This is a genomic window from Streptomyces griseicoloratus (assembly GCF_014534645.1).
Classification (GTDB): Bacteria; Actinomycetota; Actinomycetes; order Streptomycetales; family Streptomycetaceae; genus Streptomyces; species Streptomyces griseicoloratus.
Genome location: NZ_JACVQF010000212.1, coordinates 23,713 through 48,543, shown reverse-complemented (window position 1 = coordinate 48,543; position 24,831 = coordinate 23,713). Strand labels below are relative to the sequence as shown.

The following is a 24,831-nucleotide window of genomic DNA, read 5'->3' as shown; positions in this document are numbered from 1 at the left end:
GGGCCCGTGCGGGCCTCACGAGGCGGACGGGCTCGGCTCGCCGCCGTCGCCGGGCGGCGGTGACGTGCCGTCCGTGCCGGTCGGCGACGGCTCGGTCGGCGTCGGGTCCGGGGCGGGCGTGGTGGCCGAGGCGCTGGGCGTCGGGTCCGGGGGCTCGGAGGCCGAAGGGGACGGATCGGGGCCGGTGGGGGTCGAGGGGACGACGGGCGTGCCGGGGCGCGGGACCGTGCGGGGCGGGCCGGCCGCGGTGCCGTAACCGTGGATGGAGACGACGGCGCCGGCGGGCGCGACGGCCACCTGGGCGCTCCAGTGGCCGGCCGGCTCGCGCAGATGGTCGACGTACACCTTGATCGTCACGGTCTGGCCGGGGCGCAGGGTTCCCGATGCCCGGCTCGGGTAGAGCCAGGGGGCGCTCGTGGACACGGACCAGTGCACCGGTGCGTCGCCGGCCGCGGTCAGCGTGATCAGCGTGGTGTCGCCGTCGTGTCCGGCCGCCACCTCCAGCCGGCCGGCTCCTCGCTCGCCGCCGCCCGCGACGCTGACGACCTCCACGGAGACGTCGGCCTTGCCGTCCTTGCCGAGGCGGGTGCCGGGCGTGGTGCTCGCGTTGCCGGCGTTCTCGTAGCCGTAGCCGCCGGCCGACTCGCCCTCCAGGCCGTCGGGGCCGTGTGCCTGGCTCGCGCTGGCCGAGCGGCCGTCCTCGCCCTCCCCGACCGGGGTGCCGCGGTAGGCCGCCCACAGGGCCAGCACGGGGGCCGCGACGACGGTGGCGACGACGGTCGTGGTGACGGCACGCGCGCGCAGCCGGTCCCGGCGGGCCGCGCGGTCCTTGGGGTCCATCGGGAATCCCCGCCGGTCGAAGCGGGGTGCGGCGCCACGCGCGCGCGGGAGGTGCGCCATGGCCACGTGCAACGCCGCCCGGGGGGCCTCGACGACGGGCAGCTCGTCGGGCGTGACGCTGGTGCCGGGCCAGCGGCCGGGGATCGCGTGTTCGGCGGTGCGGCGGCAGCGCGGGCAGTCGTCGACGTGCCGGACCAGCTCGCGGCGCAGGGCCGCGCCGAGCACGACCTGGTGGTCGCCGGTGAGGCGGGCCACGCCGGGACACGCGCCGGTCTCGACGACCGCGAGGGCCGCGCGCGTGCGCTCGACCTCGCAGGCGGCGGAGGCGAGCAGTTCGCGGGCGGCGGCCGGGGCCAGGCCGAGGACGGCCGCGACCTCCTGGGCGGTGAGGTGGTGGCGTACGGCGAGTTCGAGGGCCTCGCGCTGCTCCGGTGTGGTGCCGGCGGCCTCCGGCCAGGCCAGCAGGGTCAGTTCGCGGCGGCGGCGCTCCCGCTCCTCCTCGGAGGGGGGCTGGAGGGGGGCCGGCCACGGCCCGGAGTGCTGCCGGCCGGCGTCGGAGCGGCCCGCCGCGTGGCTGACCTGACGTTTCTGCTTGGCCTCGGCCAGCTTGCGCAGACACGCCCAGCGGGCCAGCGCGTACAGCCAGGCCCTGCGGTCGGCGGGCTCGGGGCAGCGGTGGCCGCGGCGCTCCGCGAGCGCGAGGACGTCGCCCAGCGCGGCGGTCGCGGCGTCGTGGTCGCACAGGACGGACAGGCAGTAGGTGAACAGGCCGTCCAGGTACGCCTCGTATCGCGCGGGCGGCCGCCTGGCCAGGGTGCGCGCCGCGGTACGGTCACGCGCTTCCCGGTGCGCTCTGTGTGCGCCGGTCGTGCGGGTCGTGGTCTGCGGACTGCTGCTCATCACCCGGCGACCGTAGGGGGCCATGGGTGGCGCGAAGTGGCGCAATGGACACTTTTAATCCGTACGGGTGAAACGATCCCTCATAAGGGGACAGGAACCCCTCGTTCCGTGGCTGGTTCGGTAAGGGCGGTGGCCGGTTCGGGACGCAGGCGGCCGGACTCCGGCAGCCGCCCGTTTGCCGCGTTGTCAGTGGCGGCGGCTACGGTTCGTCGCATGGCTGCCCGTACGAAGACCACCAAGGACCGGCCGTCCTACCGCTGCACCGAGTGCGGCTGGCAGACGGCCAAGTGGCTCGGCCGCTGCCCCGAGTGCCAGGCGTGGGGGACGGTCGAGGAGTACGGCGCGCCCGCGGTCCGTACGACGACGCCGGGGCGCGTCACCACCTCGGCCGTGCCCATCGGCCAGGTCGACGGCCGCCAGGCCACCGCCCGCTCCACGGGCGTGCCCGAGCTGGACCGCGTGCTCGGCGGCGGGCTCGTGCCCGGTGCCGTGGTGCTGGTGGCGGGCGAGCCCGGCGTCGGCAAGTCGACGCTGCTGCTGGACGTGGCCGCCAAGTCGGCCAGTGACGAGCACCGCACGCTGTACGTCACGGGTGAGGAGTCGGCGAGCCAGGTGCGGCTGCGCGCCGACCGCATCAACGCCATCGACGACCACCTCTACCTCGCCGCCGAGACCGACCTCGCGGCGGTCCTCGGCCACTTGGACGCGGTCAAGCCGTCCCTGCTGATCCTCGACTCCGTGCAGACCGTGGCCTCCCCGGAGATCGACGGCGCGCCCGGCGGCATGGCGCAGGTGCGGGAGGTGGCGGGCGCCCTGATCCGCGCCTCCAAGGAACGCGGCATGTCCACCCTCCTCGTGGGCCACGTCACCAAGGACGGAGCGATCGCGGGCCCGCGTCTGCTGGAGCACCTCGTGGACGTGGTGCTGCACTTCGAGGGCGACCGCCACGCGCGCCTCAGGCTGGTCCGCGGCGTCAAGAACCGCTACGGCACCACCGACGAGGTCGGTTGCTTCGAGCTGCACGACGAGGGAATCACGGGCCTGGCCGACCCCAGCGGCCTGTTCCTCACCCGCCGCGCCGAGCCGGTTCCCGGCACCTGTCTGACCGTCACGCTGGAGGGCCGCCGGCCCTTGGTCGCCGAGGTGCAGGCGCTCACGGTCGACTCCCAGATCCCGTCCCCGCGCCGCACGACGTCCGGCCTGGAGACGTCCCGCGTGTCGATGATGCTGGCCGTCCTGGAGCAGCGCGGCCGCATCAGCGCCCTCGGCAAGCGGGACATCTACTCCGCGACGGTGGGCGGCGTGAAGCTGTCCGAGCCCGCCGCCGACCTCGCGGTCGCCCTAGCGCTGGCCAGCGCGGCCAGTGACACCCCGCTGCCCAAGAACCTCGTCGCGATCGGCGAGGTGGGCCTCGCGGGCGAGGTGAGACGGGTCACGGGCGTGCAGCGCAGGCTCGCCGAGGCGCACCGCCTGGGCTTCACGCACGCCCTGGTACCGGGCGACCCGGGCAGGATCCCCGAGGGCATGAAGGTGCTGGAAGTCGCCGACATAGGGGACGCCCTGCGCGTCCTTCCGCGCTCCCGTCGCCGAGAGGCCCCGCGGGAGGAGGAGGACCGCCGGTAGACTTTGCCCTGGTCTCGCCCGTCCGTACGAACCGAGTGTGCGACACGGGAGCGCCCCAGAACCTGCGACCGGAGGAGTGCAGTGGCAGCCAACGACCGGGCAGCGGCTCCCGGAAAGTCCGGTGGGAGTGCCGGTTCCGATGGCCTGATGCGCGCCTCGCTGAGCGCCGTGGCACCCGGCACGGCCCTGCGTGACGGACTGGAGCGGGTGCTGCGCGGCAACACCGGCGGTCTAATCGTGCTCGGCTCCGACAAGACCGTCGAGGCGATGTGCACGGGCGGCTTCGTGCTGGACGTCGAGTTCACCGCGACCCGGCTGCGCGAGCTGTGCAAGCTGGACGGCGGCATCGTGCTCTCCTCCGACCTGTCGAAGATCCTGCGGGCCGGTGTCCAGCTGGTCCCGGACCCGACGATCCCCACGGAGGAGACGGGCACCCGGCACCGTACGGCGGACCGGGTCAGCAAGCAGGTCGGATTCCCCGTGGTCTCCGTCTCGCAGTCCATGCGCCTGATCGCGCTGTACGTCGACGGCCAGCGCCGTGTCCTGGAGGACTCGGCGGCGATCCTGTCGCGCGCCAACCAGGCCCTGGCCACGCTGGAGCGCTACAAGCTCCGCCTCGACGAGGTCGCCGGCACGCTGTCGGCGCTGGAGATCGAGGACCTGGTGACCGTCCGGGACGTCTCGGCGGTCGCCCAGCGCCTGGAGATGGTCCGCCGCATCGCGACCGAGATCGCCGAGTACGTGGTGGAGCTGGGCACGGACGGACGCCTGCTCGCCCTCCAGCTCGACGAGTTGATCGCCGGCGTGGAACCCGAGCGCGAACTGGTCGTGCGGGACTACGTGCCCGAGCCGACGGCCAAGCGCTCGCGCACGGTCGAGGAGGCCCTTGCCGAGCTGGACAAGCTCAGCCACGCCGAACTGCTGGAACTGTCCACGGTGGCCCGCGCGTTGGGCTACACCGGCTCGCCCGAGACCCTGGACTCGGCGGTGTCGCCGCGCGGTTTCCGGCTGCTGGCCAAGGTCCCGAGGCTGCCCGGCGCCATCATCGACCGCCTGGTGGAGCACTTCGGCGGCCTGCAGAAGCTGCTCGCCGCCAGCGTCGACGACCTCCAGACCGTGGACGGCGTCGGCGAGGCCCGGGCCCGCAGCGTGCGGGAGGGCCTGTCCCGGCTGGCGGAGTCCTCGATCCTCGAACGCTACGTCTGAGGACGCCCGAAGGCCACGTCCGAGACCCTCGAACGCCATGACTGAGCGGGCGCGGCCGCGCCCCGCGTCAGTCGTTCTCCAGCACGAACGACGTCTGCACCTTCGCGAATCCCGCGGCCTCGGCCTCCACCAGGTACGTGCCGGCCTTGGCCGACCCCGCCGGAGGCGTCCCGCACTCGGGGGCGCTCGGCTTGCGGTCCCACTTCACGGTGTAGGTGATGGCGCTGTTGGCAGGCACCCGGTACTGCAGGCTTCCGGCGCCCTTGGGGCAGTCGTCGGACGCCCAGTAGGTGTCGTCGCCGCCGGCCTGAGTGATCGTCAACACCGCGTTCTCCGGCCCGAGATCGATCTTGCAGTCGCTGCCCGAGGTGTTCCGCACGGTCAGTTCGAAGGCCGGCGTCCGGCCGGGCTCGTAGGTGTTGCGCACGCTGCGCAGGCCGAACTTCACCGCGCCCGGCGTGCAGTCGGGCAGTCCCGACCCGGCGGGCAGCGCGTCGCCCGCGCCGACACCGGCCGTCGTACCGCCGTCGGAGCCGCCGCCTCCGGCGACACCGCCGGATCCTCCCGCACCGGAGCCGCCACCGGAACCCGACCCGGCACCGGAGCCGTCACCGCCGCCGGTGCCCGTACCGCTCGACTCCTCGCCCTCCGACTCGTCCCGCCCGCCGGGCGCCTGGCTTATCGCCGGTCCGGAGCCCGACGGTCCCGGAGTGATCGACGGCGCGGGATTCTTGCCGTTGGCACCGTCCTCGCGGTCCTTCCCGCCGCCCCCGTCGCCGGCGACGACCACCCATGTGATCAGCAACGCCAACAGGGCGAGCAGGGACAGGAGTACGGCCCTCCGACGCCAGTAGATGGAGGAGGGAAGCGGCCCGACCGGATTGCGCAGAGATCCCACGGCGCAAACTGTACGAGAGATCGGCGCGTTGACTTGTCCCACCCGCCGTTCCGGGCGGCAACTTTTCCCGATCATCATCCCGGAACCGGCCCCGGAACCCCCTGTCCTTCGTCAGGTGCCGCACATGCCGATCGCGGGGTGTGACCGGATCGCCGTGTTGCCTACGGTCTGTGACCATGGACTTCAAGGACGACGAGCTCTACCGCGACATCACCGGCCTCGCCCACGACACCCCGGCGTGGGTTCAGCACACGGCGGAACTGTGGACGGAGGGTGGACTGCTCCTGTTCGGTGCGCTGTTCGTCGCCGCCTGGTGGCGCGCGCGCCGCGGCAGCACAACGGCGTTCGCGATAGCGGTACTTGCACCCGTGGCCACGGCTTTGGCGTACGTGTGCAGTGAGTTGCTCAAGTCCGGCTTCACCGAGGAGCGTCCGTGCCGGGCGGTGGCCGGGGCGGTCCCGTCGCTCGCGGAGTGCCCGCCGACCGGCGACTGGTCCTTCCCCAGCAACCACGCCACCATCGCGGGCGCCGCCGCCGTCACCCTGGCCCTGACCCGGCGCGCGATCATCTGGCTGACGGCCCCGCTCGCCCTGCTCATGGCCTTCTCCCGGGTCTTCGTCGGCGTGCACTACCCGCACGACGTCGCCGCCGGCCTGCTCGTCGGCGCCGTCGTCTCCGTCGTCGCCGTACGCCTCGGCACGCGCCCGGTGACCCGGCTGGCCCAGGGGATGCGCGCGTCGTCGGCGCCCTTCGCACGGTGGCTGACCGGGCCGGGGCCGGCCGCCGCCCACGCGGCCCCCTACGCCACCCACCGCCGCTGAGGGTCAGGCGTCCACGAGCCCCGCCTCGTAGGCCACGATCGCCGCCTGTACCCGGTTGCGCACCCCCAGCCGGTCCAGGACCGCGCTGACGTACGCCTTCACCGTGCCCTCCACCAGGTGCAGCCGCACCGCGATCTCCGGGTTCGACAGACCGGCGCCGACGAGTCCGAGCACCTCGCGTTCGCGCGGGCTCAGGCCCGCCACGCGCGCGCGTGCCCGCTCCTCGCGGGCGAGCCGGCCGCCGCCCCCGCCACGGCCGAGGTCCTCGATCACGTACCGGGCCACCTTCGGCGACAGGAAGGCCGCGCCGTCCGCCACCGCCCTCACCCCCGCCATCAGTTCGTACGGGTCCCCGGACTTCAGCAGGAAGCCGGTGGCGCCGGCGGCCAGCGCGCGGGCCACATAGGCCTGTTCGGAGAAGGTGGTGAGCATCGCCACGGCCGTGCCGGGGACCGTCCGCACGATCTCCTCCGCCGCCGCGAGCCCGTCCAGGCGGGGCATGCGGATGTCGAGCAGCGCGACGTCGGGGCGGTGGGCGCGGGCCAGTTCGACGGCCTCGCGGCCGTCACCGGCCTCGGCGACGACCTCGCTCTCACCGCCGCTCGCCAGGATGGCGCGCACCCCCGCCCGCACCATCGTCTCGTCGTCGGCCAGCAGTACCCGGATCACCGTGCGAACTCCTCGTATTCCTCGCGTCCTTCGCCGGACAGTCCGGCGCGCGGGACGACGTCCTTGGCGACCAGCCGTCCCTCCTGGTCGAAGCAGAGCCGGAAGTGGTCGACGGAGACGAGGAGTTCGCCGCTGGAGCGGTAGTAGCGGCAGTCGGCGCCCTTCGGCGGCGCGGGCGCGCGTTCGGCGGGCGGGTCGGCGACCGAGCGGTCCGGCAGCACCCGCGCCACCTCGTCGTACGGCGTGCCCGGGCGCAGTTGCGCGTACGCGCCGGGGTCGAGCACCGAGTGCGTCTCCGTGTACGCGTACCAGCCGAAGGCCGCCCCGACCAGGACGACGCCCGCACCGGCGGCGGCCCCGAGGCCGAGGACGACGCGCCGGCGGGCCAGCGCGAAGGGGGCCGCCGGGGTGCGGGGCACGGCGACAGCGGTCTGCTGCGCGGGGACGTACGCCCGGACCCGGAACCCCTCCCCGTGCGGGCCCGCCCGGAACTCGCCGCCGACCGCGGTGACCGCGGCCCGCAGCCCGAGCAGGCCCGAACCGCCGGACGACGGGGTGCTCTCCTCGGTGGCCCGCCCGTTGGTGACGGTGACGGTGGTGCCGTGGGCCTGGCCGGTGACCGCCACGACGACGGGGGCGCCCGGCGCGTGCCGGGCCGCGTTGGTCAGCGCCTCGCGCACCACCCGGTGCATCAGTCGCTCGGCGACCCCGCCGGGCTCGGGGGCCGGGGCGGCGTCCGGGGATTCCCAGCGCACCGGCAGTCCCGACTCGGCGGCGCGGGCGACGAGTGCCTCGACGCTCTCGCCCGCCGGGGCCAGCGGAACGGGCTCGTCGTCCTCGCGCAGGACGCCGATGATGCGGTGCAGGCGGTCGGTGGCGTCGGCGGCGGCCGCGCGCAGGTCGGCCGCGGCGGCCCGGTGGTGACCGGCGAGGTCGGGGGCGACCTGGAGGGCGGCCGCGCGCAGGGCGATCAGGCTCAGTTCGTGGCCCAGGGAGTCGTGCATGTCCTGGGCGATCCTGGCGCGCTCGCGCAGCCGGGCACGTTCCTCGGCGTGCCGCTGCTCGTCCTCCAGGCGTGCCGCGCGCTGCCAGCCCGCCTCGGTCAGCGCGCGGCTCTGCCGCCAGTAGCGTCCGCCGAGCCAGGGGAAGACGCAGCCGAAAAGCAGGGTGCCCGTCATGACCAGCCACTCCGGTGCCGGGTCGACCCCGACCAGCACGATCCGCGCCGTGCCGGCGACGCCGACGGCGGCGAAGGCGGCCGCCGCGGGGCGCGCCCGGTCCGCGCGCAGGCCGAGCAGCAGGGCGAAGGTGCCGAGCGCGGGGCCGTACGAGACGGTGAACAGGGCGGGGGCCGTGACCAGGCTCAGGCCCGCGGTCAGCGCGAAGGACGCGAGCGGCTGCCGCCGGCACAGGGCGACGGCCGCGGCGAGCACGCCCAGGCCGGCGAGCTGGAGCCAGAGGGGGCGCGGCTCGTTCAGCCCGAGCCGGTCCGCCGTGAGCGCCGGAAGGGCGAGTGCCGCCCACAGCAGGGCTCCCGCGACGAGGCTGCCGGGTGTGCCGCGACCGGCCGGACGGGGACGTTCCATGCCGTCGACGCTACAAGCGGACGGCGGGGCGGCGCCTCTGCCGATCGTCGGGTGCCATGCCCTCCCCAGGGTGGCGGTCCGCCCCTGGGGCCCTCCTCCCGTGGCAGGATCGGAGGGTCATGACTACGCCCACGATGCCCTCGCCCACCGGTTCCGCCGACTCCGCTCCCGTCTCCGCCCCGGCCACCGGGCGCGCCGCCCCCGGCGTGCCGCTGCACTCCCCCGTCATCGACTGGTTCGACGAGCACGCCCGCGACCTGCCGTGGCGGCGTCCGGAGGCCGGTGCGTGGGGGGTGATGGTCAGTGAGTTCATGCTCCAGCAGACGCCGGTGAACCGGGTCCTGCCCGTCTACGAGCAGTGGATGGCCCGCTGGCCGCGTCCCGCCGACCTCGCCGCCCAGCCGCCCGGCGAGGCGGTCCGCGCCTGGGGCCGGCTCGGCTATCCGCGCCGCGCGCTGCGGCTGCACGGCGCCGCGGTGGCCATAACGGAACGGCACGGCGGGGACGTACCGGCGGACCACGCCCAGCTGCTGGCGCTGCCCGGCATCGGCGAGTACACGGCCGCGGCGGTGGCCTCCTTCGCGTACGGCCAGCGGCACGCGGTGCTGGACACCAACGTGCGGCGGGTCTTCGCACGGGCGGTCACGGGCGTGCAGTACCCGCCGAACGCGACGACCGCCGCCGAACGCAAGCTGGCCCGCGCGCTGCTGCCCGAGGACGAGCGGACCGCCGCTCGCTGGGCGGCGGCGTCGATGGAGCTGGGCGCGCTCGTGTGCACGGCCCGGAACGAGTCCTGTCACCGCTGCCCCATCGCGGCGCTGTGCGCCTGGCGGCTGGCCGGCAAGCCCGAGCACGAGGGCCCGGCGCGCCGCGGCCAGACGTACGCGGGCACGGACCGGCAGGTGCGCGGCCGGCTGCTGGCGGTGCTGCGGGAGGCACACGGGCCGGTTCCGCAGGCGGCGCTCGACCAGGTGTGGCACGAACCGGTCCAGCGCGCCCGCGCCCTGGACGGCCTCGTCGCCGACGGCCTGGTGGAGCCACTGCCGGACGGCCTGTACCGGCTGCCGCTGAGCTGACGGCCGGTGCGGTGAGTGACGGACCGTACGGTGAGCTGACGGGCCGTACCGGCCGCCGCTGAGACGTCGGTTGCACCGGCCGCACCGGTCCCCGCTGAGCCGACGGGCCGTACCGGCCGCCGCTGAGTCGGCGCACGGGCGGGGCACAGCGCGGGGCGTCGCCCGGTCACGGCCGCAGTGGTCTCCGTGCCGGTCACCCGCCCGGGCAAATCGGCACACAGCCGCTCCAAGCGACCCTCCGGCTTACCCCGTTCCTACTTCCGTTACACAACCGACGGACAGCCGATTGCCAGCCGCAGGCTGCTTCGCACAGCGTCGTGACAACGCTTCCCTACCTTCATTCCGTGCCCGGCAGGCAAGGGCACGGCTGAGGACCAACGGGGACACGGGAGGCGGTTCACATGGCGCAGGGCGAGGTGCTCGAGTTCGAGGAGTACGTCCGCACCCGGCAGGACGCGCTGCTGCGCAGTGCCCGGCGCCTGGTCCCCGACCCCGTCGACGCCCAGGACCTGCTCCAGACCGCGCTGGCGCGGACGTACGGCCGCTGGGACGGCATCGCGGACAAGCGGCTGGCGGACGCCTATCTGCGCCGCGTGATGATCAACACGCGGACCGAGTGGTGGCGCGCGCGGAAGCTGGAGGAGGTGCCGACGGAGCAGCTGCCGGAGGCCTGCGTCGACGACTCCACCGAGCAGCACGCGGACCGGGCCCTGCTGATGGACGTCATGAAGGTGCTCGCCCCGAAGCAGCGCAGCGTCGTGGTGCTGCGACACTGGGAGCAGATGTCCACGGAGGAGACGGCCGCCGCCCTCGGCATGTCGGCCGGAACGGTCAAGAGCACGCTGCACCGGGCGCTCGCCCGGCTCCGCGAGGAGCTGGTCGCCCGCGATCTGGACGCACGCGCGCTGGAGCGTGAGGAGCGGGAGCGTTGCGCGGCCTGACCGTCGGCGGGAGGACCGGACCGGCCCGGGGAAGCATTCAGGCGACGAGCACGGCGGCGGCCGTGTCCGTCGCCCTCGCCGTTTCGCTCGCCGGCTGTGGCGCGGGCGGCACCGGCGCCCGCGACGAGGGCCCGGCCCACGCCGACTCGGTGGCGGGCGCCGCCTCCTCCCCCGCGGCCTCCCCGAGCCGGACTCCCGACCGGGTGGACGCGGTCCGGCTGGTCAAGGCCGATCCCCGGGTCTCCGCCGAGGTCAAGCGGGAGCTGAAGCCGTGCGTCGCCGACGAGTACCCGGTCGACGTCTCGTACGGCGAGCTGACCGGCTCTTCCGCCGAGGACGTCGTCGTGAATGTGCTGACCTGCGGTGACGCGGTGGGTGTGGGCAGTTACGTGTACCGGCGGACGGAAGGCCGGTACCAGAATGTGTTCAAGGCGGAGGAACCCCCGGTCTACGCGGAGATCGACCGCGGCGACCTGGTGGTGACCAAGCAGGTGTACGAGAGGGGCGACCCGGTGTCGAGTCCGTCCGGCGAGAACGTGATCACGTACCGCTGGTCCTCGGGCCGGTTCACCGAGCGGTACCGCACGCACAACGACTACAGCAACGCCGTCGGGAACGCGCCCACACCGGCTCCGGAGCCCTGACCGGGCGGAGGACCGGCCGAGTGGCGTGAACCGACCGGGCGGCGTGAACCGACCGGGCCGCTCGGACCGATGGAGAAGCGAGCGCACCCCGACCACCACAACGAGGACTGAGAGCACCGGGATGGCAGACCAGACCCACGTCCTGTTCGTCGAGGACGACGACGTCATCCGCGAGGCCACCCAGCTCGCGCTGGAGCGCGACGGCTTCGCGGTCACCGCGATGCCCGACGGCCTGGCGGGCCTGGAGGCGTTCCGGGCGAACCGCCCCGACATCGCGCTGCTGGACGTCATGGTCCCCGGTCTCGACGGCGTCAGCCTGTGCCGCCGGATACGGGACGAGTCCACCGTGCCGGTGATCATGCTGTCGGCGCGGGCGGACTCCATCGACGTCGTCCTCGGCCTGGAGGCGGGCGCCGACGACTATGTGACCAAGCCGTTCGACGGGGCCGTGCTGGTCGCCCGGATCCGGGCGGTGCTGCGCCGCTTCGGGCACGCCGGGGGCGGTGTCCGGGCGGACGCGGGGGGTGCCGACGGCAACGGCGGGCTGCTGACCTTCGGCGAGCTGGAGGTGGACACCGAGGGCATGGAGGTGCGCCGGGCCGGCCGGCCGGTGGCGCTGACGCCGACCGAGATGCGGCTGCTGCTGGAGTTCTCCTCGGCGCCGGGCACGGTGCTCTCGCGCGACCGGCTCCTGGAGCGCGTGTGGGACTACGGCTGGGGCGGTGACACGCGCGTCGTCGACGTCCATGTGCAGCGGCTGCGGACCAAGATCGGCCAGGACCGCATCGAGACGGTCCGTGGCTTCGGCTACAAGTTGAAGGCCTGAGCAGGGGACATGCGGGGGTTCCTCCATCGCCTGGCCGCCTCGACGCCGGGGCGCACGGGCATCCGTACGGGACTGAGATGGAAGCTCAGCGCGGCCATCGCGCTGGTCGGCGCGCTGGTCGCGGTCGCGCTGAGCCTGGTCGTGCACAACGCGGCCAGGGTGTCGATGCTGGACAACGCGCGCGACCTGGCGGACGACCGGGTCCTGATCGCCCAGCGCAACTACGAGCTGTCCGGGCGGCTGAACTTCCCGAACGCCCAGATCGACGACCCAGAGCTGCCGGCCGAGCTGCGCAAGAAGGTCGAGGACGGGCGGCGGGCGACGTACGTCTCCGAGCGGGCGGACGGTGTGACGGACATCTGGGCGGCCGTGCCGCTCAAGGACGGGCACGTGATCTCGCTGCACTCCGGGTTCACCGACCGCAGCTCCGACATCCTGAAGGACCTCGACCAGGCCCTGGTCATCGGCTCCATCGCGGTCGTCCTCGGCGGCAGCGCGCTGGGCGTGCTCATCGGCGGGCAGCTGTCGCGCCGGCTGCGCAAGGCCGCCGCCGCCGCGAACCAGGTCGCCAAGGGCGAGAGCGAGGTGCGGGTCCGGGACGCCATCGGCGGGGTCGTGCGCGACGAGACCGACGACCTCGCCAGCGCCGTGGACGCGATGGCGGACGCACTGCGGCAGCGGCTGGAGGCCGAGCGCCGGGTCACCGCCGACATCGCGCACGAACTGCGCACTCCGGTGACCGGGCTGCTCACGGCGGCCGAGCTGCTTCCGCCGGGCCGGCCCACGGAGCTGGTGCTGGACCGGGCGAAGGCCATGCGGACGCTGGTGGAGGACGTGCTGGAGGTCGCCCGCCTGGACAGCGCCTCGGAGCGGGCCGAGCTGCAGGACATCATGCTGGGCGACTTCGTCACCCGGCGGGTGGCGGCCAAGGACCCGGACGTGGACGTGCGGGTCGTGCACGAGTCGGAGGTCACCACCGACCCGCGCCGGCTGGAGCGCGTGCTGTTCAATCTGCTCGCCAACGCCGCCCGGCACGGCAGGCCGCCCATCGAGGTGAGCGTCGAGGGCCGGGTGATCCGGGTCCGCGACCACGGTCCCGGCTTCCCCGGCGACCTGCTGGCCGAGGGCCCGAGCCGCTTCCGCACCGGCAGCGCGGACCGGGCCGGCCGCGGACACGGGCTCGGACTGACCATCGCGGCCGGGCAGGCCCGGGTGCTGGGCGCCAGGCTGACGTTCCGCAACGTGCGGCCGGCCGGGGCGCCCGAGCACGTGCCGGCCGAGGGCGCGGTCGCCGTGCTGTGGCTGCCGGAGCACGCACCGACGAACACGGGGAGTTACCCGATACTGCCGGACCGGCCGGCCCAGGGCGTGTCCTAACAGGCGAAGTCCTTGTCCATGTCGAGGCCGCCCTCGCGGGGCTGGGTGAAGGAGAACCAGTTGCCGGAGTCGTCGCGGAACAGCGCCTCCGTGCCGTAGGGGCGCTCCTGCGGCTCCTGGAGGAACTCCACCCCGCGGTCCTTGAGCTTCTTGTAGTCGCCGTGGATGTCGTCGGTGGTCAGCACCCCGGCGCCGAGGGCGCCCTTGGCCACCAGCTTCTTGATCATCTCGGCGGACTCGGGGTCCATCGAGCCGCTGCCGGGGACCATCAGCGTCAGTTCGACGTCGGGCTGGTCCGGGGAGCCGACGGTGAGCCAGCGCATGCCGCCCTCGCCCATCGTCATGTCCGTACGGACCTCCAGGCCCAGCTTCTGGGTGTAGAACTCCTTGGCCCGGTCCTGGTCGAGGACCCAGACGGTCGAGATGGCGAGACCTTTGATCATGGCGTGCTCCTGTACTCCGGTGTTCCTGCGGGTGCGCGGTAATCCCGTGCCCCTGCGATACGCGGCCGGTCGTCGTGCCTGCGTCGCCCTGCCACCGTAGGCAGCGGCCGGGTCAGTCCGCTTCTCCGGAATTGCGCCGCTCAGCGCCGGGTCCCGCGCCGCGGCCGCCGCGGAAGGCGCCGGCCCAGAGCATCGCGTAGCAGCCCGGTATCAGGGCGGCTCCTCGGCCCACGTGCTTCGTCCGGTACTCGCTGGGGGTCAGGCCGGTCCACGCCTTGAACCGGGTGGAGAAGGTGCCGAGGCTGCTGAAGCCGACCAGGTGGCAGATCTCGGTCACGGACAGGTTGGCGGTGCGCAGCAGGTCCTCGGCGCGCTCGATGCGGCGGTGGGTCAGGTACTGGCCGGGGGTCTCGCCGTACGCCTCCTTGAAGGCGCGGATGAAGTGGTACCGGGAGTACCCGGCGTGCGCGGCCACCGCGTCCAGGTCGAGGGCCGGGTCGGCCCAGTCGCGGTCCATGGCGTCCTTGGCCAGCCGCAACTGCCGCAACTTGTCCATGCGACCGATGGTGGCACGGGGCACTGACACCGGCCGGTGACCCGCTCGGCCGCGGGTGGGGCGAGGGCCCCGGGGAAGCGGGGACGGCAAAAGCCCCGGTGAGGCGGGTACGGCGAAGGCCCCGGGGAGGTGCGCGCCTCCCCGCGGCCTTCGTCCGCCGGGCGGATCAGACCGCCTCGACCGCCTGCGTCTTCGCCGCGGCACCGTCACCGGCGCCGGCGGCCGGGTCGCCGTCCGTCTTCGGGCCCGCCCCCTTGAGCGGCACCTCCTTGACGAACACCGCCGCGACCAGCGCGAGCACCGCCACCGCGGCACCCAGCAGGAACGCCCCGTGGGTGCCGGAGGACACCGCGTGCTGGTAGGCCTCCCGGGCCGCCTCCGGCAGCTTGGCCAGGCTCGCGGCGTCCAGCTGCGCGGACTGCTCGGTCACCTTGGCGCCCAGGGCCCCGGCCTTCTCCGCCATGACGTTCTGGACCCGGTGGTTGAACAGGGCGCCCATGATCGCGACGCCGAAGGAGGAGCCCAGGGTGCGGAAGAGGGTGGTGGACGAGGAGGCCACGCCCATGTCCTTCATCTCCACGCTGTTCTGCGCGACCAGCATGGTGATCTGCATCAGGCAGCCCATGCCGAGGCCGACGACGGCCATGTACACGCCGGAGGTGAACCGGCTGGTGTCCGTGTCCATCAGCGACAGCAGGAACAGCCCCAGGGTCATCAGCGCACCGCCGACGATGGGAAAGACCTTGTAGCGGCCGGTGTTCGTGGTGATCCGCCCCGCGACCATGGACGTAACGAGCATCGCGCCCAGCATCGGCAGGAGCAGCAGCCCGGAGTTGGTGGCGGACGCGCCCTGCACCGCCTGCTGGTAGAGCGGCAGGAAGAGGGTGGCGCCGAACATCACGAAGCCGGTGATGAAGCCGATGACGGACATCAGCGTGAAGTTGCGGCTGCGGAAGATGTGCAGCGGCACCACCGGCTCGGCGGCCTTGGTCTGCCAGAACACGAACCCGACCAGGGCGGCGAGACCGATGCCGGTCAGTTCCATGATCCGGGCGGAGGTCCAGGCGTACTCCGTGCCGCCCCAGGTGGTGACGAGCACGATCGCGGTGATGCCGATGGTCAGGAGCGCGGCGCCGAGGTAGTCGATCCGCGCGTCGCTGCGCTTCTTCGGCAGGTGCAGTACGGCGCTGATGGCGACCAGCGCGACCGCGCCGAGCGGCAGGTTGATGTAGAAGGCCCAGCGCCAGCCCCAGTGGTCGGTGATGGTGCCGCCGACCAGCGGTCCGCCGATCATCGCCAGCGCCATGACGCCCGCCATCATGCCCTGGTACTTGCCGCGCTCGCGGGGCGGGATCAGGTCGCCGATGATCGCCATGACGCCGACCATCAGACCGCCGGCGCCGAGGCCCTGGACGGCGCGGAAGCCGATGAGCTGGCCCATGTTCTGGGCCATGCCGCTGAGCGCGGAGCCGATCAGGAAGATCACGATCGAGGTCATGAACGAGCCCTTGCGGCCGTACATGTCGCCGATCTTGCCCCACAGCGGGGTGGCCGCCGCGGTCGCGAGGGTGTAGGCGGTGACCACCCACGACAGGTGTTCCAGGCCGCCCAGCTCGCCGACGATCGTCGGCATCGCCGTGCCGATGATCATGTTGTCCAGCATCGCGAGCATCATCGCGATCATCAGCGCGAGCAGGACCACCCGCACGCTCTTGGGCTGCTTGCCGTCCGCCGTTTCGACGGCTTTTGCCGTCGGTGTGTCCGCCATCGCTCCTACTCCCCCTGGCGCCGCTACTTACTTGCCGCCCGGCTAGTTCACTACACTCGGGAAGGTAGACGCGTAACTAGCCGGTCGTCAAGTAAGTTTTCCGGAAAGTGCGCGGGGCGGAGGTGACGTAGGAAGATGGGCGGCACGATGGACGGCACCAGGCAGCGGCGCCGCGGGGACACCCGCCAGCGCATCCAGGACGTGGCGCTCGAGCTCTTCGCGGAGCAGGGCTACGAGAAGACCTCCCTGCGCGAGATCGCGGAGCGCCTGGAGGTCACCAAGGCAGCGCTCTACTACCACTTCAAGACCAAGGAAGAGATCCTGGTCAGCATCTTCGAGGACCTCTCCCGGCCGATCGAGGACCTGATCGAGTGGGGCCGGCTGCAGCCGCACACCCTGGAGACGAAGCAGGAGATCGTCCGCCGCTACAGCGAGGCCCTGGCCGGCGCCGCCCCCCTCTTCCGCTTCATGCAGGAGAACCAGGCGACGGTGCGGGAGCTGCGCATCGGCGGCATGTTCAAGGACCGCATGCTGGTCCTGCGCGACATCCTCGTCGCCCCGGACGCGGACCTGGTCGACCAGGTCCGCAGCATCAGCGCGCTGTTCACACTGCACGCCGGGATGTTCGTGCTCCAGGACCTCGAAGGCGACCCCGAGGACAAGCGCAGGGCCGTCCTCGAGGTCGCCACCGATCTGATCACCCGGGCCCACCGGGGGGCCGGGGAGTCCTAGGGCCTGTCCGGCCTCGTCAGACGGTCACGCCCTTGGAGCGCAGGAAGGCGACCGGGTCGATCGCCGAGCCGTAGTTCGGGGTCGTACGGATCTCGAAGTGCAGGTGCGGACCGCTGGAGTTACCGGTGTTGCCGGACTTGGCGATGTGCTGGCCGGTCGCGACGACCTGGCCGACCCGCACGTCGACACGGGACAGGTGGGCGTACTGGGAGTACGTACCGTTGCCGTGCTTGATGACGATGGCGTTGCCGTAGGCGGGGCCGTCACCGGCGCCGTTCGGGCCGGCCTTGACGACGGTGCCGCCGTGCGCGGCCACGACATTGGTGCCGACCGGGACGGCGAAGTCCTGGCCGCTGTGCTTGTGCGCCCACATGCCACCGTTCTGGGCGAAGCTCGCGGTGAGCGTGTAGCCCTTGACCGGGTCCACCCACGAGGCGGCCTTCTTGGTGACGGCGGCCTTCTTGGCGGTGGTGGCCTTCTTCGCGTTCGCGGCGGCCTGGGCCTTCGCGACCTTGGCGGCCTTGGCGGTCTTGGCGGCCTTGGCCTGAGCCTCGGCCTGGGCCTGGACGGCGCTCGCGACGGTGGAGGCGTTGGAGGCCGCCGTGGTGTCGACGGCGGCCGCGACCCCTGCTCCCAGTGCGACCGAGGCGCCGAGGCCGGCGGCCATCACGGCCGCACGGGTGCGGAGGGTGGTCGGACGGGAGAAGCGGGGCGTGACACGCAGGGACATTCGAACCTCATGGGGACGGGTGCAAAGGAAAGCCCCTCCGGCGAAGCGGGTGCTCGTCGGGCGGGCTCCACCTTGGTAACCCAATCGGCCCTAATCGCCCAAGAGTGTGACCTACGACGACATCTAGTACTTGACCCCGAAACTTCTCAGCTCTCGACAGAGGGCACATTTGGGACAAAGCAGATCAGAGGGGTGGTATCACCTGGTCATTTCGTCCCTTGTCGCCCGTTTTCGCAGTTCTGGGCGTTTCCACTATTCCTGGTAGTAAGGCCCAAATCGCCTGTGCGGCATGTCACCGACGGCAAGATCCATAAGCCGGTGAATGTGACGGCGGTTACGCCACCGAAGAGTTCAGGACGCACCCCCGGCATGTGACGCACGCCTCTAGCGACTTACCGTCCAGTAACCCTACGGTTCCTCTCGCGCCACCCTCACCACCGATCATGCACTCGACAACAGACGCGTACGGACGTGAGAGGACCCCACATGGCCAGACACCCCTGGTTGCACCGGGCATCCGTGGCCGCGGTCTCCGCGGCGGCCCTCGTCGCGCTGGCGGCACCCGCCGAAGCCGCGACGACCGCGCGCTCGACCGCCGGCACTGCGACGAGCACGGCGACGATCGCGGCGACGGAGACGACGGCGACCACGACGGCGTCCGCCGCGGCGGACGTCGACTACGCCACCTGGCAGAAGGACTGCCAGGCCGTGATGGACCAGGCCCTGCCGTACCTGAAGGAGCGGATCGCCGGCGTCGCGCCCGGTGAGAAGCAGGCGATCGTCCTCGACATCGACAACACCTCCCTGGAGACCGACTTCGGCTTCAGCTTCCCGCAGCCCGCCAACAGGCCGGTCCTGGAGGTCGCCCGGTACGCCCAGGAGCACGGCGTCGCCCTGTTCTTCGTGACCGCCCGCCCGGGCATCATCCACGCGCCGACCGCGTACAACCTCGACCACGCCGGGTACGAGTCCTCCGGCCTCTACGTCCGCGGCTTCTTCGACCTGTTCCGGAACGTGGCCGAGTACAAGACCGCCCAGCGCGCCGACATCGAGTCCAGGGGCTACACGATCATCGCGAACATCGGCAACAGCGCCACCGACCTGTCGGGCGGCCACGCCGAGAAGACCTTCAAGCTCCCCGACTACGACGGTCAGCTCTCCTGACGCTCGATAGGCTCCCCCCGTCGGCCGACCACGGGGGTGGCACATGGAACCGGCGGTACTCGGCGGGAAGTTGGCGTCCGGTCTGGTCGCCCCGCTGGTGAAGAAGCTGTTCGTGACGGGCGGTCCGGGTGCCGGGCTGGTCGACAGGCCGGTCCGGCTGGCCCGTCTGGTGTCCTTCCGGGGCGAGCGGCGCCACCTCGGTGAGGCGGAGGTGCGCAAGCTCGCCGGGCGGCTGGTCGGGGCGTCCCTGGACTCCCCCGGCGAGCCGCCCTTCCCGCCCGGCGAGGCGGATGCCGTCACCGACGGCCTGACGGCCCGTCTGCTCGCCCTCGGCGACCTCGACATGGACGACGTCCAGGCCGTCGGGCTGGGGTACCGGGAACTGGCCCGGCGACTGCGCGACGGCGCCCGCCGGAGCGACGACGGCCTGTCCACGGACGCCCGCTACTTCCTCGACTCCGCGACGGAGTGGGCGTGCCTGCACATCCTGGAGTTCTTCACCCGGCGCTCGACCTTCGTGGCGCGCACCCTGGTGGAGCAGACCCGCGGCCAGGCCGAACTGATCGCGAAGGTCGACGAGCTGATCACCCGCACCCCGCGCCCCGACGCCCGCGACACCGCCTTCGAACGCCGCTACCTGCCGTACGTGGCCGAGCAGCACGACCGCATCACCATCTACGGCATCGACCTGCGCGACTCACCCGACCGCTGGCCCCTCGAAGTGGCCTATCTGAGCCTGGAGGCGACCACCGGCGAAGACCGGTCCGCACTGCCGGAGGAGCGGCCCGAACCCGACCGCACCGTCCGCGTCCCCGCCGAGGACGCCTTCCGCACCCACGACCGCGTCCTGCTGCGCGGCGACGCGGGCTCCGGCAAGACGACGCTCGTGCAGTGGCTGGCGGTGACCGCCGCCCGGGACGGCGACCGGGTCCCGTACGTCCTGCCGCTGCGCACCCTGGTCCGCGCGGGCGCCCTCCCGGCCCCGGCGGCCTTCCTCACCGCGGTGGGCTGCCCGCTGACCCCGCCCGAGGGCTGGGCCGAACGGGTCCTCACGGCCGGCCGGGGCCTGCTCCTCGTCGACGGCCTGGACGAGATCCCCTCCGCCGACCGGCACCGCACCCGCGACTGGCTGCTCGCCCTGATCCGCGCCTTCCCCGGCAACCGCTGGCTGCTGACCTCCCGCCCCACCGCCGTGCGCCCCGACTGGCTCGCCGCGGAGGGCTTCCACGAGCTGGCGCTGACCCCGATGCGGCAGGCCGACGTCGCCGCCTTCGTACAGCGCTGGCACGCGGCGGCCCGGGCGCCCGAGTACGAGGCGCGCCTGCTGGACTCCCTGCGCACCAAACGCGACCTGGCCCGCCTCGCCACCAACCCGCTGATGTGCGGCCTAATGTGCGCCCTGCACCGCGAACGCCGCGGTTACCTCCCCACAGGCCGCAAGGAGCTGTACGACGCCGCCCTCACCATGCTGCTCGCCCGCCGGGACCGGGAGCGGGGCATGGGCGCGGTGGACGGGGCGGAGCTGGGCGAGGAGGCGCAGGTCGAGCTGTTGCAGCGGCTCGCGTACGCGCTGGTGCTGAGCGGCCGCACGGAGATGGACGTGGCCACGGCCGAGGGAATCGTGGAGCGCTGCCTGCCGTCCGTCGCCTCGGCGGCGGGCCAGGGCGACGCGGCCACGGTCCTGGGCGCCCTGCTGCTGCGCAGCGGCCTGCTCCGCCGGCCCGCCGAGGGGGTGCTGGAGTTCGTGCACCGCACGTTCCAGGACTACCTGGGAGCCCGGTACGCGGTCGAGGAGGGCCACCTCGACGTCCTGGCCGGTCACGCCCACGACACCCAGTGGGAGGACGTGATCCGCATGGCCGTGGCCCACGCCCGGCCCGGGGAGCGTGCGGTCCTGCTGCGCCGGCTGCTGGCCGACGGCACCGCGCGCCTGACCCTGCTGGCCCTCGCCTGCCTGGAGCACGCCACCGCCCTTGACCCGGCGGTGCGGGCGGAGGTGGAGGCACGGGCGGCGGCGCTGATTCCGCCGCGGTCGAAGGAGGACGCGAAGCTCCTGGCGGAGGCGGGTCCCCTGGTGCTGGAGTTGCTGCCGGGACCGGAGGGGCTGACGGACACGGAGGCACACGGGGTCACGGTCACGGCCTCCCTGCTGGCCACTCTGGAGCCGGACGGGGCGATGGCCGTGCTGCGCCGGTTCCGTGAGCACGCGGATCTCGATGTGCGGCGGCAGCTCGTCGGCACCTGGGCGCGGTTCGAAGGGCGGGCCTACGCGACGGAGGTGCTGGATCACCTGGACCGCACGGACCTGACGCTGACCTGCGCCTCCGACGCCCAGCGCCTGGCCGTCGCCGGCATGCGGCCGTGGAGCCGGCTGGAGTTCCGGGGCGGTCACCGTCTGTCCGACATCGTCTCCGCCGTGCCGGATCCGGCGGCGGTCGAGGTGCTGCGGCTCGTGCACAACCCGGCAGTGGCCGGTCTGGGTGCGCTGTCGGCCTTCGGCTCCCTGCGGCGCCTGGTGCTGATCGAGTGCCCGTCGGCACGCGGATTCGAGGAACTCGCGCCCCTGCCGCTCGGGGAACTCGTGATCGCCCAGGCCGGCGACCTCGCCGGTCTGCGGGAGCTGGGCTCGCTCCGGTTGCTGTCCCTGTCGGGCCCGCTGCCCGGCGACCGGCTGACCGATGTGCTTCCCGTGCCGGCGCCCCTGGAATACCTGTTCCTGGGCCGCCGCACCACGGACCACACCGGTCTTCGGGGCCTGTCCCACTGGCGCACGCTGAAGGTGCTCAGCCTGGCCCCCACCGCGACGCTCACCGCGGCCGACTGGGCGGAGATCGCCCGGCTGCCGCTGCTCGGCTGCCTGCACCTGAGCGCCCGGCTCTTCCCCTTCGGGCTGGGGCCCATGCCCGCCCTTCCCGGCATCAACGAACTGCGGCTGGCCGGGTTCCAGGGCGGCGAGGACGTCTCCGGCCTCCCGGCCCGCCTGCCCGGCGTGCGCGTCGTCCGCGTCCTGAGCGCCCCCGGAGCACGCGTCGACACCGCCCGGTTCGAGGCGCTGTTCCCGGACGCCGAGGTGTCCGAGGGCGAAGGCTGAGACAGCGAAAGGGGCTGCCCCGGGACCTAAGTCCCGGAGCAGCCCCTTTCTCGGCTCACCCCGGAGGGCTACGCCTCCTTGCTCAGGTTCGGCCCGGCACCGCCGGCCGCCTGCTCGATCGGCGGGACGTCGGGCAGAGCCGACTTCTCCTCACCCCGGAAGGTGAAGGTCTTCGTCTCGCCCTCGCCCTCGGTGTCCACGACCACGATGTGACCGGGGCGCAGGTCGCCGAAGAGGATCTTCTCCGACAGCGTGTCCTCGATCTCGCGCTGGATGGTCCGGCGCAGCGGCCGGGCGCCCAGCACGGGGTCGTAGCCCTTCTTGGACAGCAGCTCCTTGGCGGACTGGGAGAGCTCGATGCCCATGTCCCGGTCCTTCAGGCGCTCGTCCACCTTGCTGATCATCAGGTCGACGATCGCGAGGATGTCCTCCTGCGTCAGCTGCGGGAAGACCACCACGTCGTCGACACGGTTCAGGAACTCGGGCCGGAAGTGCTGCTTCAGCTCGTCCGAGACCTTGTTCTTCATGCGCTCGTAGTTGGTCTTCGTGTCACCCGCGGCGGCGAAGCCGAGGTTGAAGCCCTTGGAGATGTCCCGGGTGCCGAGGTTGGTCGTCATGATGATGACCGTGTTCTTGAAGTCCACGACCCGGCCCTGGGAGTCGGTCAGGCGACCGTCCTCCAGGATCTGCAGCAGCGAGTTGAAGATGTCCGGGTGGGCCTTCTCGACCTCGTCGAAGAGGACGACCGAGAACGGCTTGCGGCGCACCTTCTCCGTCAGCTGACCGCCCTCCTCGTAGCCCACGTAGCCGGGGGGCGAACCGAAGAGACGGGAGACCGTGTGCTTCTCGCTGAACTCCGACATGTCGAGGGAGATCAGCGCGTCCTCGTCACCGAAGAGGAACTCCGCGAGCGCCTTGGACAGCTCGGTCTTACCGACACCGGACGGGCCGGCGAAGATGAACGAGCCACCGGGACGCTTCGGGTCCTTCAGACCGGCACGCGTACGGCGGATCGCCTTCGACAGCGCCTTGACGGCGTCGACCTGGCCGATGACCCGCTTGTGGAGCTCGTCCTCCATGCGCAGCAGGCGGGACGACTCCTCCTCCGTGAGCTTGAAGACCGGGATGCCCGTCGCCGTGGCGAGGACCTCGGCGATCAGCTCGCCGTCGACCTCGGCGACGACGTCCATGTCACCGGCCTTCCACTCCTTCTCCCGCTTGGCCTTGGCGGCCAGGAGCTGCTTCTCCTTGTCGCGGAGGGAGGCGGCCTTCTCGAAGTCCTGCGAGTCGATCGCGGACTCCTTGTCGCGGCGGACACCGGCGATCTTCTCGTCGAACTCGCGCAGGTCCGGCGGCGCGGTCATCCGGCGGATGCGCATCCGGGAACCGGCCTCGTCGATCAGGTCGATCGCCTTGTCCGGCAGGAAGCGGTCCGAGATGTACCGGTCGGCCAGGGTGGCGGCCTGGACCAGCGCCTCGTCGGTGATGGAGACGCGGTGGTGCGCCTCGTACCGGTCGCGCAGACCCTTGAGGATCTCGATCGTGTGCGGCAGGGACGGCTCCGCGACCTGGATGGGCTGGAAGCGGCGCTCCAGGGCCGCGTCCTTCTCCAGGTGCTTGCGGTACTCGTCCAGGGTGGTCGCACCGATGGTCTGCAGCTCACCGCGGGCCAGCATCGGCTTCAGGATGGAAGCCGCGTCGATGGCGCCCTCGGCGGCACCCGCACCGACCAGCGTGTGCAGCTCGTCGATGAACAGGATGATGTCGCCGCGGGTGCGGATCTCCTTGAGCACCTTCTTCAGGCGCTCCTCGAAGTCACCGCGGTAGCGGGAGCCGGCGACCAGGGCGCCGAGGTCCAGGGTGTAGAGGTGCTTGTCCTTGAGGGTCTCGGGCACCTCGCCCTTGACGATGGCCTGCGCGAGGCCCTCGACGACGGCGGTCTTACCGACACCGGGCTCACCGATCAGGACCGGGTTGTTCTTCGTACGGCGGGACAGCACCTGCATGACCCGCTCGATCTCCTTCTCGCGCCCGATGACCGGGTCGAGCTTGGACTCACGAGCGGCCTGGGTGAGGTTCCGGCCGAACTGGTCGAGGACCAGGGACGTGGAGGGGGTGCCCTCGGCAGGACCGCCGGCGGTGGCGGTCTCCTTGCCCTGGTAACCGGAGAGCAGCTGGATCACCTGCTGCCGCACGCGGTTCAGATCTGCGCCCAGCTTGACCAGGACCTGGGCGGCGACGCCCTCGCCCTCACGGATCAGGCCGAGCAGGATGTGCTCCGTGCCGATGTAGTTGTGGCCCAGCTGAAGCGCCTCGCGGAGCGACAGCTCCAGCACCTTCTTGGCACGGGGAGTGAAGGGGATGTGACCCGACGGGGCCTGCTGGCCCTGCCCGATGATCTCCTCCACCTGCTGGCGGACCGCCTCGAGCGAAATCCCGAGGCTCTCAAGGGCCTTGGCGGCGACACCCTCACCCTCGTGGATCAGGCCCAGGAGGATGTGCTCGGTGCCGATGTAGTTGTGGTTGAGCATCCGGGCTTCTTCCTGAGCCAGGACGACAACCCGCCGCGCGCGGTCGGTGAACCTCTCGAACATCGTTAATCGCTCCTCAGAGCGGTCAGGCAGTAAGGGGAACTTCCCCTCCCTGTCCTTCCGCAGCTTAGTCCCGCAAGCGGGGACCGCTCATTCCAACTGCCGACACCGTCGATGGCCTCCTGACCCCGAACGCCGACATCTGCTCCAACCCGATGGTGCGAGACGATGTTCCCGCAGGCCAGGCAGTTACCCCACTCGCCAGTACGCCGATGGCGAACGTGAGACGGCCTGTTCCGCGGGTCGCCCCCTCCCACTAGGGATGTCTTACCCGCGGGGACTGACACTCCATGCCGCGCGCACCGGTTCACTCCGCTACGGGCGAACAACCTTGCGCCTCCCCGTACCC

Annotated in this window: 20 protein-coding genes; 11 read left to right on the top strand and 9 right to left on the bottom strand. The window is 72.4% G+C overall.

All coding sequences use genetic code 11. The features are described from left to right. Positions 1 to 15: 15 nt before the first annotated feature. A complete protein-coding gene (locus tag H0H10_RS25610) occupies positions 16 to 1,740 on the bottom strand; it encodes a BACON domain-containing protein (RefSeq protein ID WP_188183467.1) in 1,725 nt (574 codons plus the stop codon). Between the two features lie 213 nt (positions 1,741 to 1,953). Here H0H10_RS25610 and radA point away from each other — a divergent pair, with 213 nt between their 5' ends. Both radA and disA read left to right on the top strand, forming a co-directional pair. Further along, positions 1,954 to 3,363, top strand: coding sequence for a DNA repair protein RadA (radA, locus tag H0H10_RS25605; RefSeq protein ID WP_188183466.1), 1,410 nt, complete (start codon positions 1,954 to 1,956; stop codon positions 3,361 to 3,363). Between the two features lie 81 nt (positions 3,364 to 3,444). Next, positions 3,445 to 4,569, top strand: a complete 1,125-nt coding sequence (gene disA, locus H0H10_RS25600) for a DNA integrity scanning diadenylate cyclase DisA (protein ID WP_188183465.1) — start codon at positions 3,445 to 3,447, stop codon at positions 4,567 to 4,569. A gap of 67 nt (positions 4,570 to 4,636) precedes the next feature. Here the strand turns inward: disA and H0H10_RS25595 are convergent, their stop codons facing one another. Continuing rightward, the gene (locus tag H0H10_RS25595; RefSeq protein ID WP_188183464.1) at positions 4,637 to 5,467 is read right to left on the bottom strand and encodes a hypothetical protein; all 831 of its coding nucleotides are present in this window, start codon (positions 5,465 to 5,467) and stop codon (positions 4,637 to 4,639) included. A 176-nt stretch (positions 5,468 to 5,643) separates the two neighbouring features. Here H0H10_RS25595 and H0H10_RS25590 point away from each other — a divergent pair, with 176 nt between their 5' ends. Next, positions 5,644 to 6,288: a phosphatase PAP2 family protein gene (locus H0H10_RS25590; RefSeq protein WP_188183463.1), complete on the top strand. Its 645-nt coding sequence runs from the start codon at positions 5,644 to 5,646 to the stop codon at positions 6,286 to 6,288. A 3-nt stretch (positions 6,289 to 6,291) separates the two neighbouring features. Here H0H10_RS25590 and H0H10_RS25585 read toward each other — a convergent pair whose 3' ends face one another. Beyond that, positions 6,292 to 6,957 carry a response regulator transcription factor gene (locus H0H10_RS25585; RefSeq protein ID WP_188183462.1) on the bottom strand — a complete coding sequence of 222 codons (666 nt, stop codon included), beginning with the start codon at positions 6,955 to 6,957 and terminating at the stop codon, positions 6,292 to 6,294. Continuing rightward, complete coding sequence (locus H0H10_RS25580; protein ID WP_188183461.1) at positions 6,954 to 8,543, bottom strand: sensor histidine kinase; 1,590 nt, start codon at positions 8,541 to 8,543, stop codon at positions 6,954 to 6,956. Before H0H10_RS25580 ends, H0H10_RS25585 begins: the two co-directional genes overlap by 4 nt. A 119-nt stretch (positions 8,544 to 8,662) precedes the next feature. Between H0H10_RS25580 and H0H10_RS25575 the strand changes: the two genes are divergently transcribed. The 5 genes from H0H10_RS25575 (at position 8,663) to cseC (ending at position 13,407) form a co-directional block, all read left to right on the top strand. Next, positions 8,663 to 9,619, top strand: a complete 957-nt coding sequence (locus tag H0H10_RS25575; protein WP_188183460.1) for an iron-sulfur binding domain-containing protein — start codon at positions 8,663 to 8,665, stop codon at positions 9,617 to 9,619. 401 nt (positions 9,620 to 10,020) lie between these two features. Further along, positions 10,021 to 10,560, top strand: coding sequence for a SigE family RNA polymerase sigma factor (locus tag H0H10_RS25570; RefSeq protein WP_188183459.1), 540 nt, complete (start codon positions 10,021 to 10,023; stop codon positions 10,558 to 10,560). Continuing rightward, positions 10,548 to 11,204 carry a hypothetical protein gene (locus tag H0H10_RS25565; protein WP_188183458.1) on the top strand — a complete coding sequence of 219 codons (657 nt, stop codon included), beginning with the start codon at positions 10,548 to 10,550 and terminating at the stop codon, positions 11,202 to 11,204. Before H0H10_RS25570 ends, H0H10_RS25565 begins: the two co-directional genes overlap by 13 nt. A 121-nt stretch (positions 11,205 to 11,325) precedes the next feature. After that, positions 11,326 to 12,030, top strand: coding sequence for a two-component system response regulator CseB (cseB, locus tag H0H10_RS25560; protein WP_188183457.1), 705 nt, complete (start codon positions 11,326 to 11,328; stop codon positions 12,028 to 12,030). A gap of 9 nt (positions 12,031 to 12,039) precedes the next feature. Further along, positions 12,040 to 13,407: a two-component system sensor histidine kinase CseC gene (cseC, locus tag H0H10_RS25555; RefSeq protein WP_188183456.1), complete on the top strand. Its 1,368-nt coding sequence runs from the start codon at positions 12,040 to 12,042 to the stop codon at positions 13,405 to 13,407. Here the strand turns inward: cseC and H0H10_RS25550 are convergent. From H0H10_RS25550 to H0H10_RS25540, 3 genes are all read right to left on the bottom strand, one after another. Then, the gene (locus H0H10_RS25550; RefSeq protein ID WP_188183455.1) at positions 13,404 to 13,850 is read right to left on the bottom strand and encodes a VOC family protein; all 447 of its coding nucleotides are present in this window, start codon (positions 13,848 to 13,850) and stop codon (positions 13,404 to 13,406) included. The genes cseC and H0H10_RS25550 overlap by 4 nt on opposite strands. 112 nt (positions 13,851 to 13,962) lie before the next feature. Further along, positions 13,963 to 14,406 carry a helix-turn-helix transcriptional regulator gene (locus H0H10_RS25545; RefSeq protein ID WP_188183454.1) on the bottom strand — a complete coding sequence of 148 codons (444 nt, stop codon included), beginning with the start codon at positions 14,404 to 14,406 and terminating at the stop codon, positions 13,963 to 13,965. Between the two features lie 166 nt (positions 14,407 to 14,572). Further along, positions 14,573 to 16,174, bottom strand: a complete 1,602-nt coding sequence (locus tag H0H10_RS25540; RefSeq protein WP_188183453.1) for an MDR family MFS transporter — start codon at positions 16,172 to 16,174, stop codon at positions 14,573 to 14,575. A gap of 135 nt (positions 16,175 to 16,309) precedes the next feature. Here H0H10_RS25540 and H0H10_RS25535 point away from each other — a divergent pair, with 135 nt between their 5' ends. Next, on the top strand, positions 16,310 to 16,906 hold the full coding sequence (locus H0H10_RS25535; RefSeq protein ID WP_223180412.1) for a TetR/AcrR family transcriptional regulator: 597 nt from the start codon (positions 16,310 to 16,312) through the stop codon (positions 16,904 to 16,906). Positions 16,907 to 16,922: 16 nt separating this feature from the next. Here the strand turns inward: H0H10_RS25535 and H0H10_RS25530 are convergent, their stop codons facing one another. Beyond that, a complete protein-coding gene (locus H0H10_RS25530) occupies positions 16,923 to 17,636 on the bottom strand; it encodes a M23 family metallopeptidase (protein WP_188183452.1) in 714 nt (237 codons plus the stop codon). Positions 17,637 to 18,122: 486 nt separating this feature from the next. On the opposite strand from H0H10_RS25530, the gene H0H10_RS25525 reads away from it, so the two are divergent. Both H0H10_RS25525 and H0H10_RS25520 read left to right on the top strand, forming a co-directional pair. Next, on the top strand, positions 18,123 to 18,800 hold the full coding sequence (locus H0H10_RS25525) for an HAD family acid phosphatase (RefSeq protein ID WP_188183451.1): 678 nt from the start codon (positions 18,123 to 18,125) through the stop codon (positions 18,798 to 18,800). A gap of 43 nt (positions 18,801 to 18,843) precedes the next feature. Continuing rightward, on the top strand, positions 18,844 to 21,891 hold the full coding sequence (locus H0H10_RS25520) for an NACHT domain-containing protein (protein ID WP_188183450.1): 3,048 nt from the start codon (positions 18,844 to 18,846) through the stop codon (positions 21,889 to 21,891). Between the two features lie 68 nt (positions 21,892 to 21,959). On the opposite strand, the gene H0H10_RS25515 is transcribed toward H0H10_RS25520, so the two are convergent. Next, the gene (locus tag H0H10_RS25515) at positions 21,960 to 24,485 is read right to left on the bottom strand and encodes an ATP-dependent Clp protease ATP-binding subunit (protein ID WP_188183449.1); all 2,526 of its coding nucleotides are present in this window, start codon (positions 24,483 to 24,485) and stop codon (positions 21,960 to 21,962) included. Positions 24,486 to 24,831: the final 346 nt, after the last annotated feature.

What these genes read in the sequence shown, in the direction of transcription:
- H0H10_RS25530 (WP_188183452.1), bottom strand. Translation starts at nt 17,636, where the DNA reads ATGTCCCTGCGTGTCACGCCCCGCTTCTCCCGTCCGACCACCCTCCGC.
- cseB (WP_188183457.1), top strand. Translation starts at nt 11,326, where the DNA reads ATGGCAGACCAGACCCACGTCCTGTTCGTCGAGGACGACGACGTCATC.
- H0H10_RS25545 (WP_188183454.1), bottom strand. Translation starts at nt 14,406, where the DNA reads ATGGACAAGTTGCGGCAGTTGCGGCTGGCCAAGGACGCCATGGACCGC.
- H0H10_RS25610 (WP_188183467.1), bottom strand. Translation starts at nt 1,740, where the DNA reads ATGAGCAGCAGTCCGCAGACCACGACCCGCACGACCGGCGCACACAGA.
- H0H10_RS25535 (WP_223180412.1), top strand. Translation starts at nt 16,310, where the DNA reads ATGGGCGGCACGATGGACGGCACCAGGCAGCGGCGCCGCGGGGACACC.
- H0H10_RS25575 (WP_188183460.1), top strand. Translation starts at nt 8,663, where the DNA reads ATGACTACGCCCACGATGCCCTCGCCCACCGGTTCCGCCGACTCCGCT.
- H0H10_RS25550 (WP_188183455.1), bottom strand. Translation starts at nt 13,850, where the DNA reads ATGATCAAAGGTCTCGCCATCTCGACCGTCTGGGTCCTCGACCAGGAC.
- H0H10_RS25570 (WP_188183459.1), top strand. Translation starts at nt 10,021, where the DNA reads ATGGCGCAGGGCGAGGTGCTCGAGTTCGAGGAGTACGTCCGCACCCGG.
- H0H10_RS25515 (WP_188183449.1), bottom strand. Translation starts at nt 24,485, where the DNA reads ATGTTCGAGAGGTTCACCGACCGCGCGCGGCGGGTTGTCGTCCTGGCT.
- radA (WP_188183466.1), top strand. Translation starts at nt 1,954, where the DNA reads ATGGCTGCCCGTACGAAGACCACCAAGGACCGGCCGTCCTACCGCTGC.
- H0H10_RS25525 (WP_188183451.1), top strand. Translation starts at nt 18,123, where the DNA reads ATGGCCAGACACCCCTGGTTGCACCGGGCATCCGTGGCCGCGGTCTCC.
- H0H10_RS25540 (WP_188183453.1), bottom strand. Translation starts at nt 16,174, where the DNA reads ATGGCGGACACACCGACGGCAAAAGCCGTCGAAACGGCGGACGGCAAG.
- H0H10_RS25590 (WP_188183463.1), top strand. Translation starts at nt 5,644, where the DNA reads ATGGACTTCAAGGACGACGAGCTCTACCGCGACATCACCGGCCTCGCC.
- H0H10_RS25580 (WP_188183461.1), bottom strand. Translation starts at nt 8,543, where the DNA reads ATGGAACGTCCCCGTCCGGCCGGTCGCGGCACACCCGGCAGCCTCGTC.
- cseC (WP_188183456.1), top strand. Translation starts at nt 12,040, where the DNA reads ATGCGGGGGTTCCTCCATCGCCTGGCCGCCTCGACGCCGGGGCGCACG.
- H0H10_RS25520 (WP_188183450.1), top strand. Translation starts at nt 18,844, where the DNA reads ATGGAACCGGCGGTACTCGGCGGGAAGTTGGCGTCCGGTCTGGTCGCC.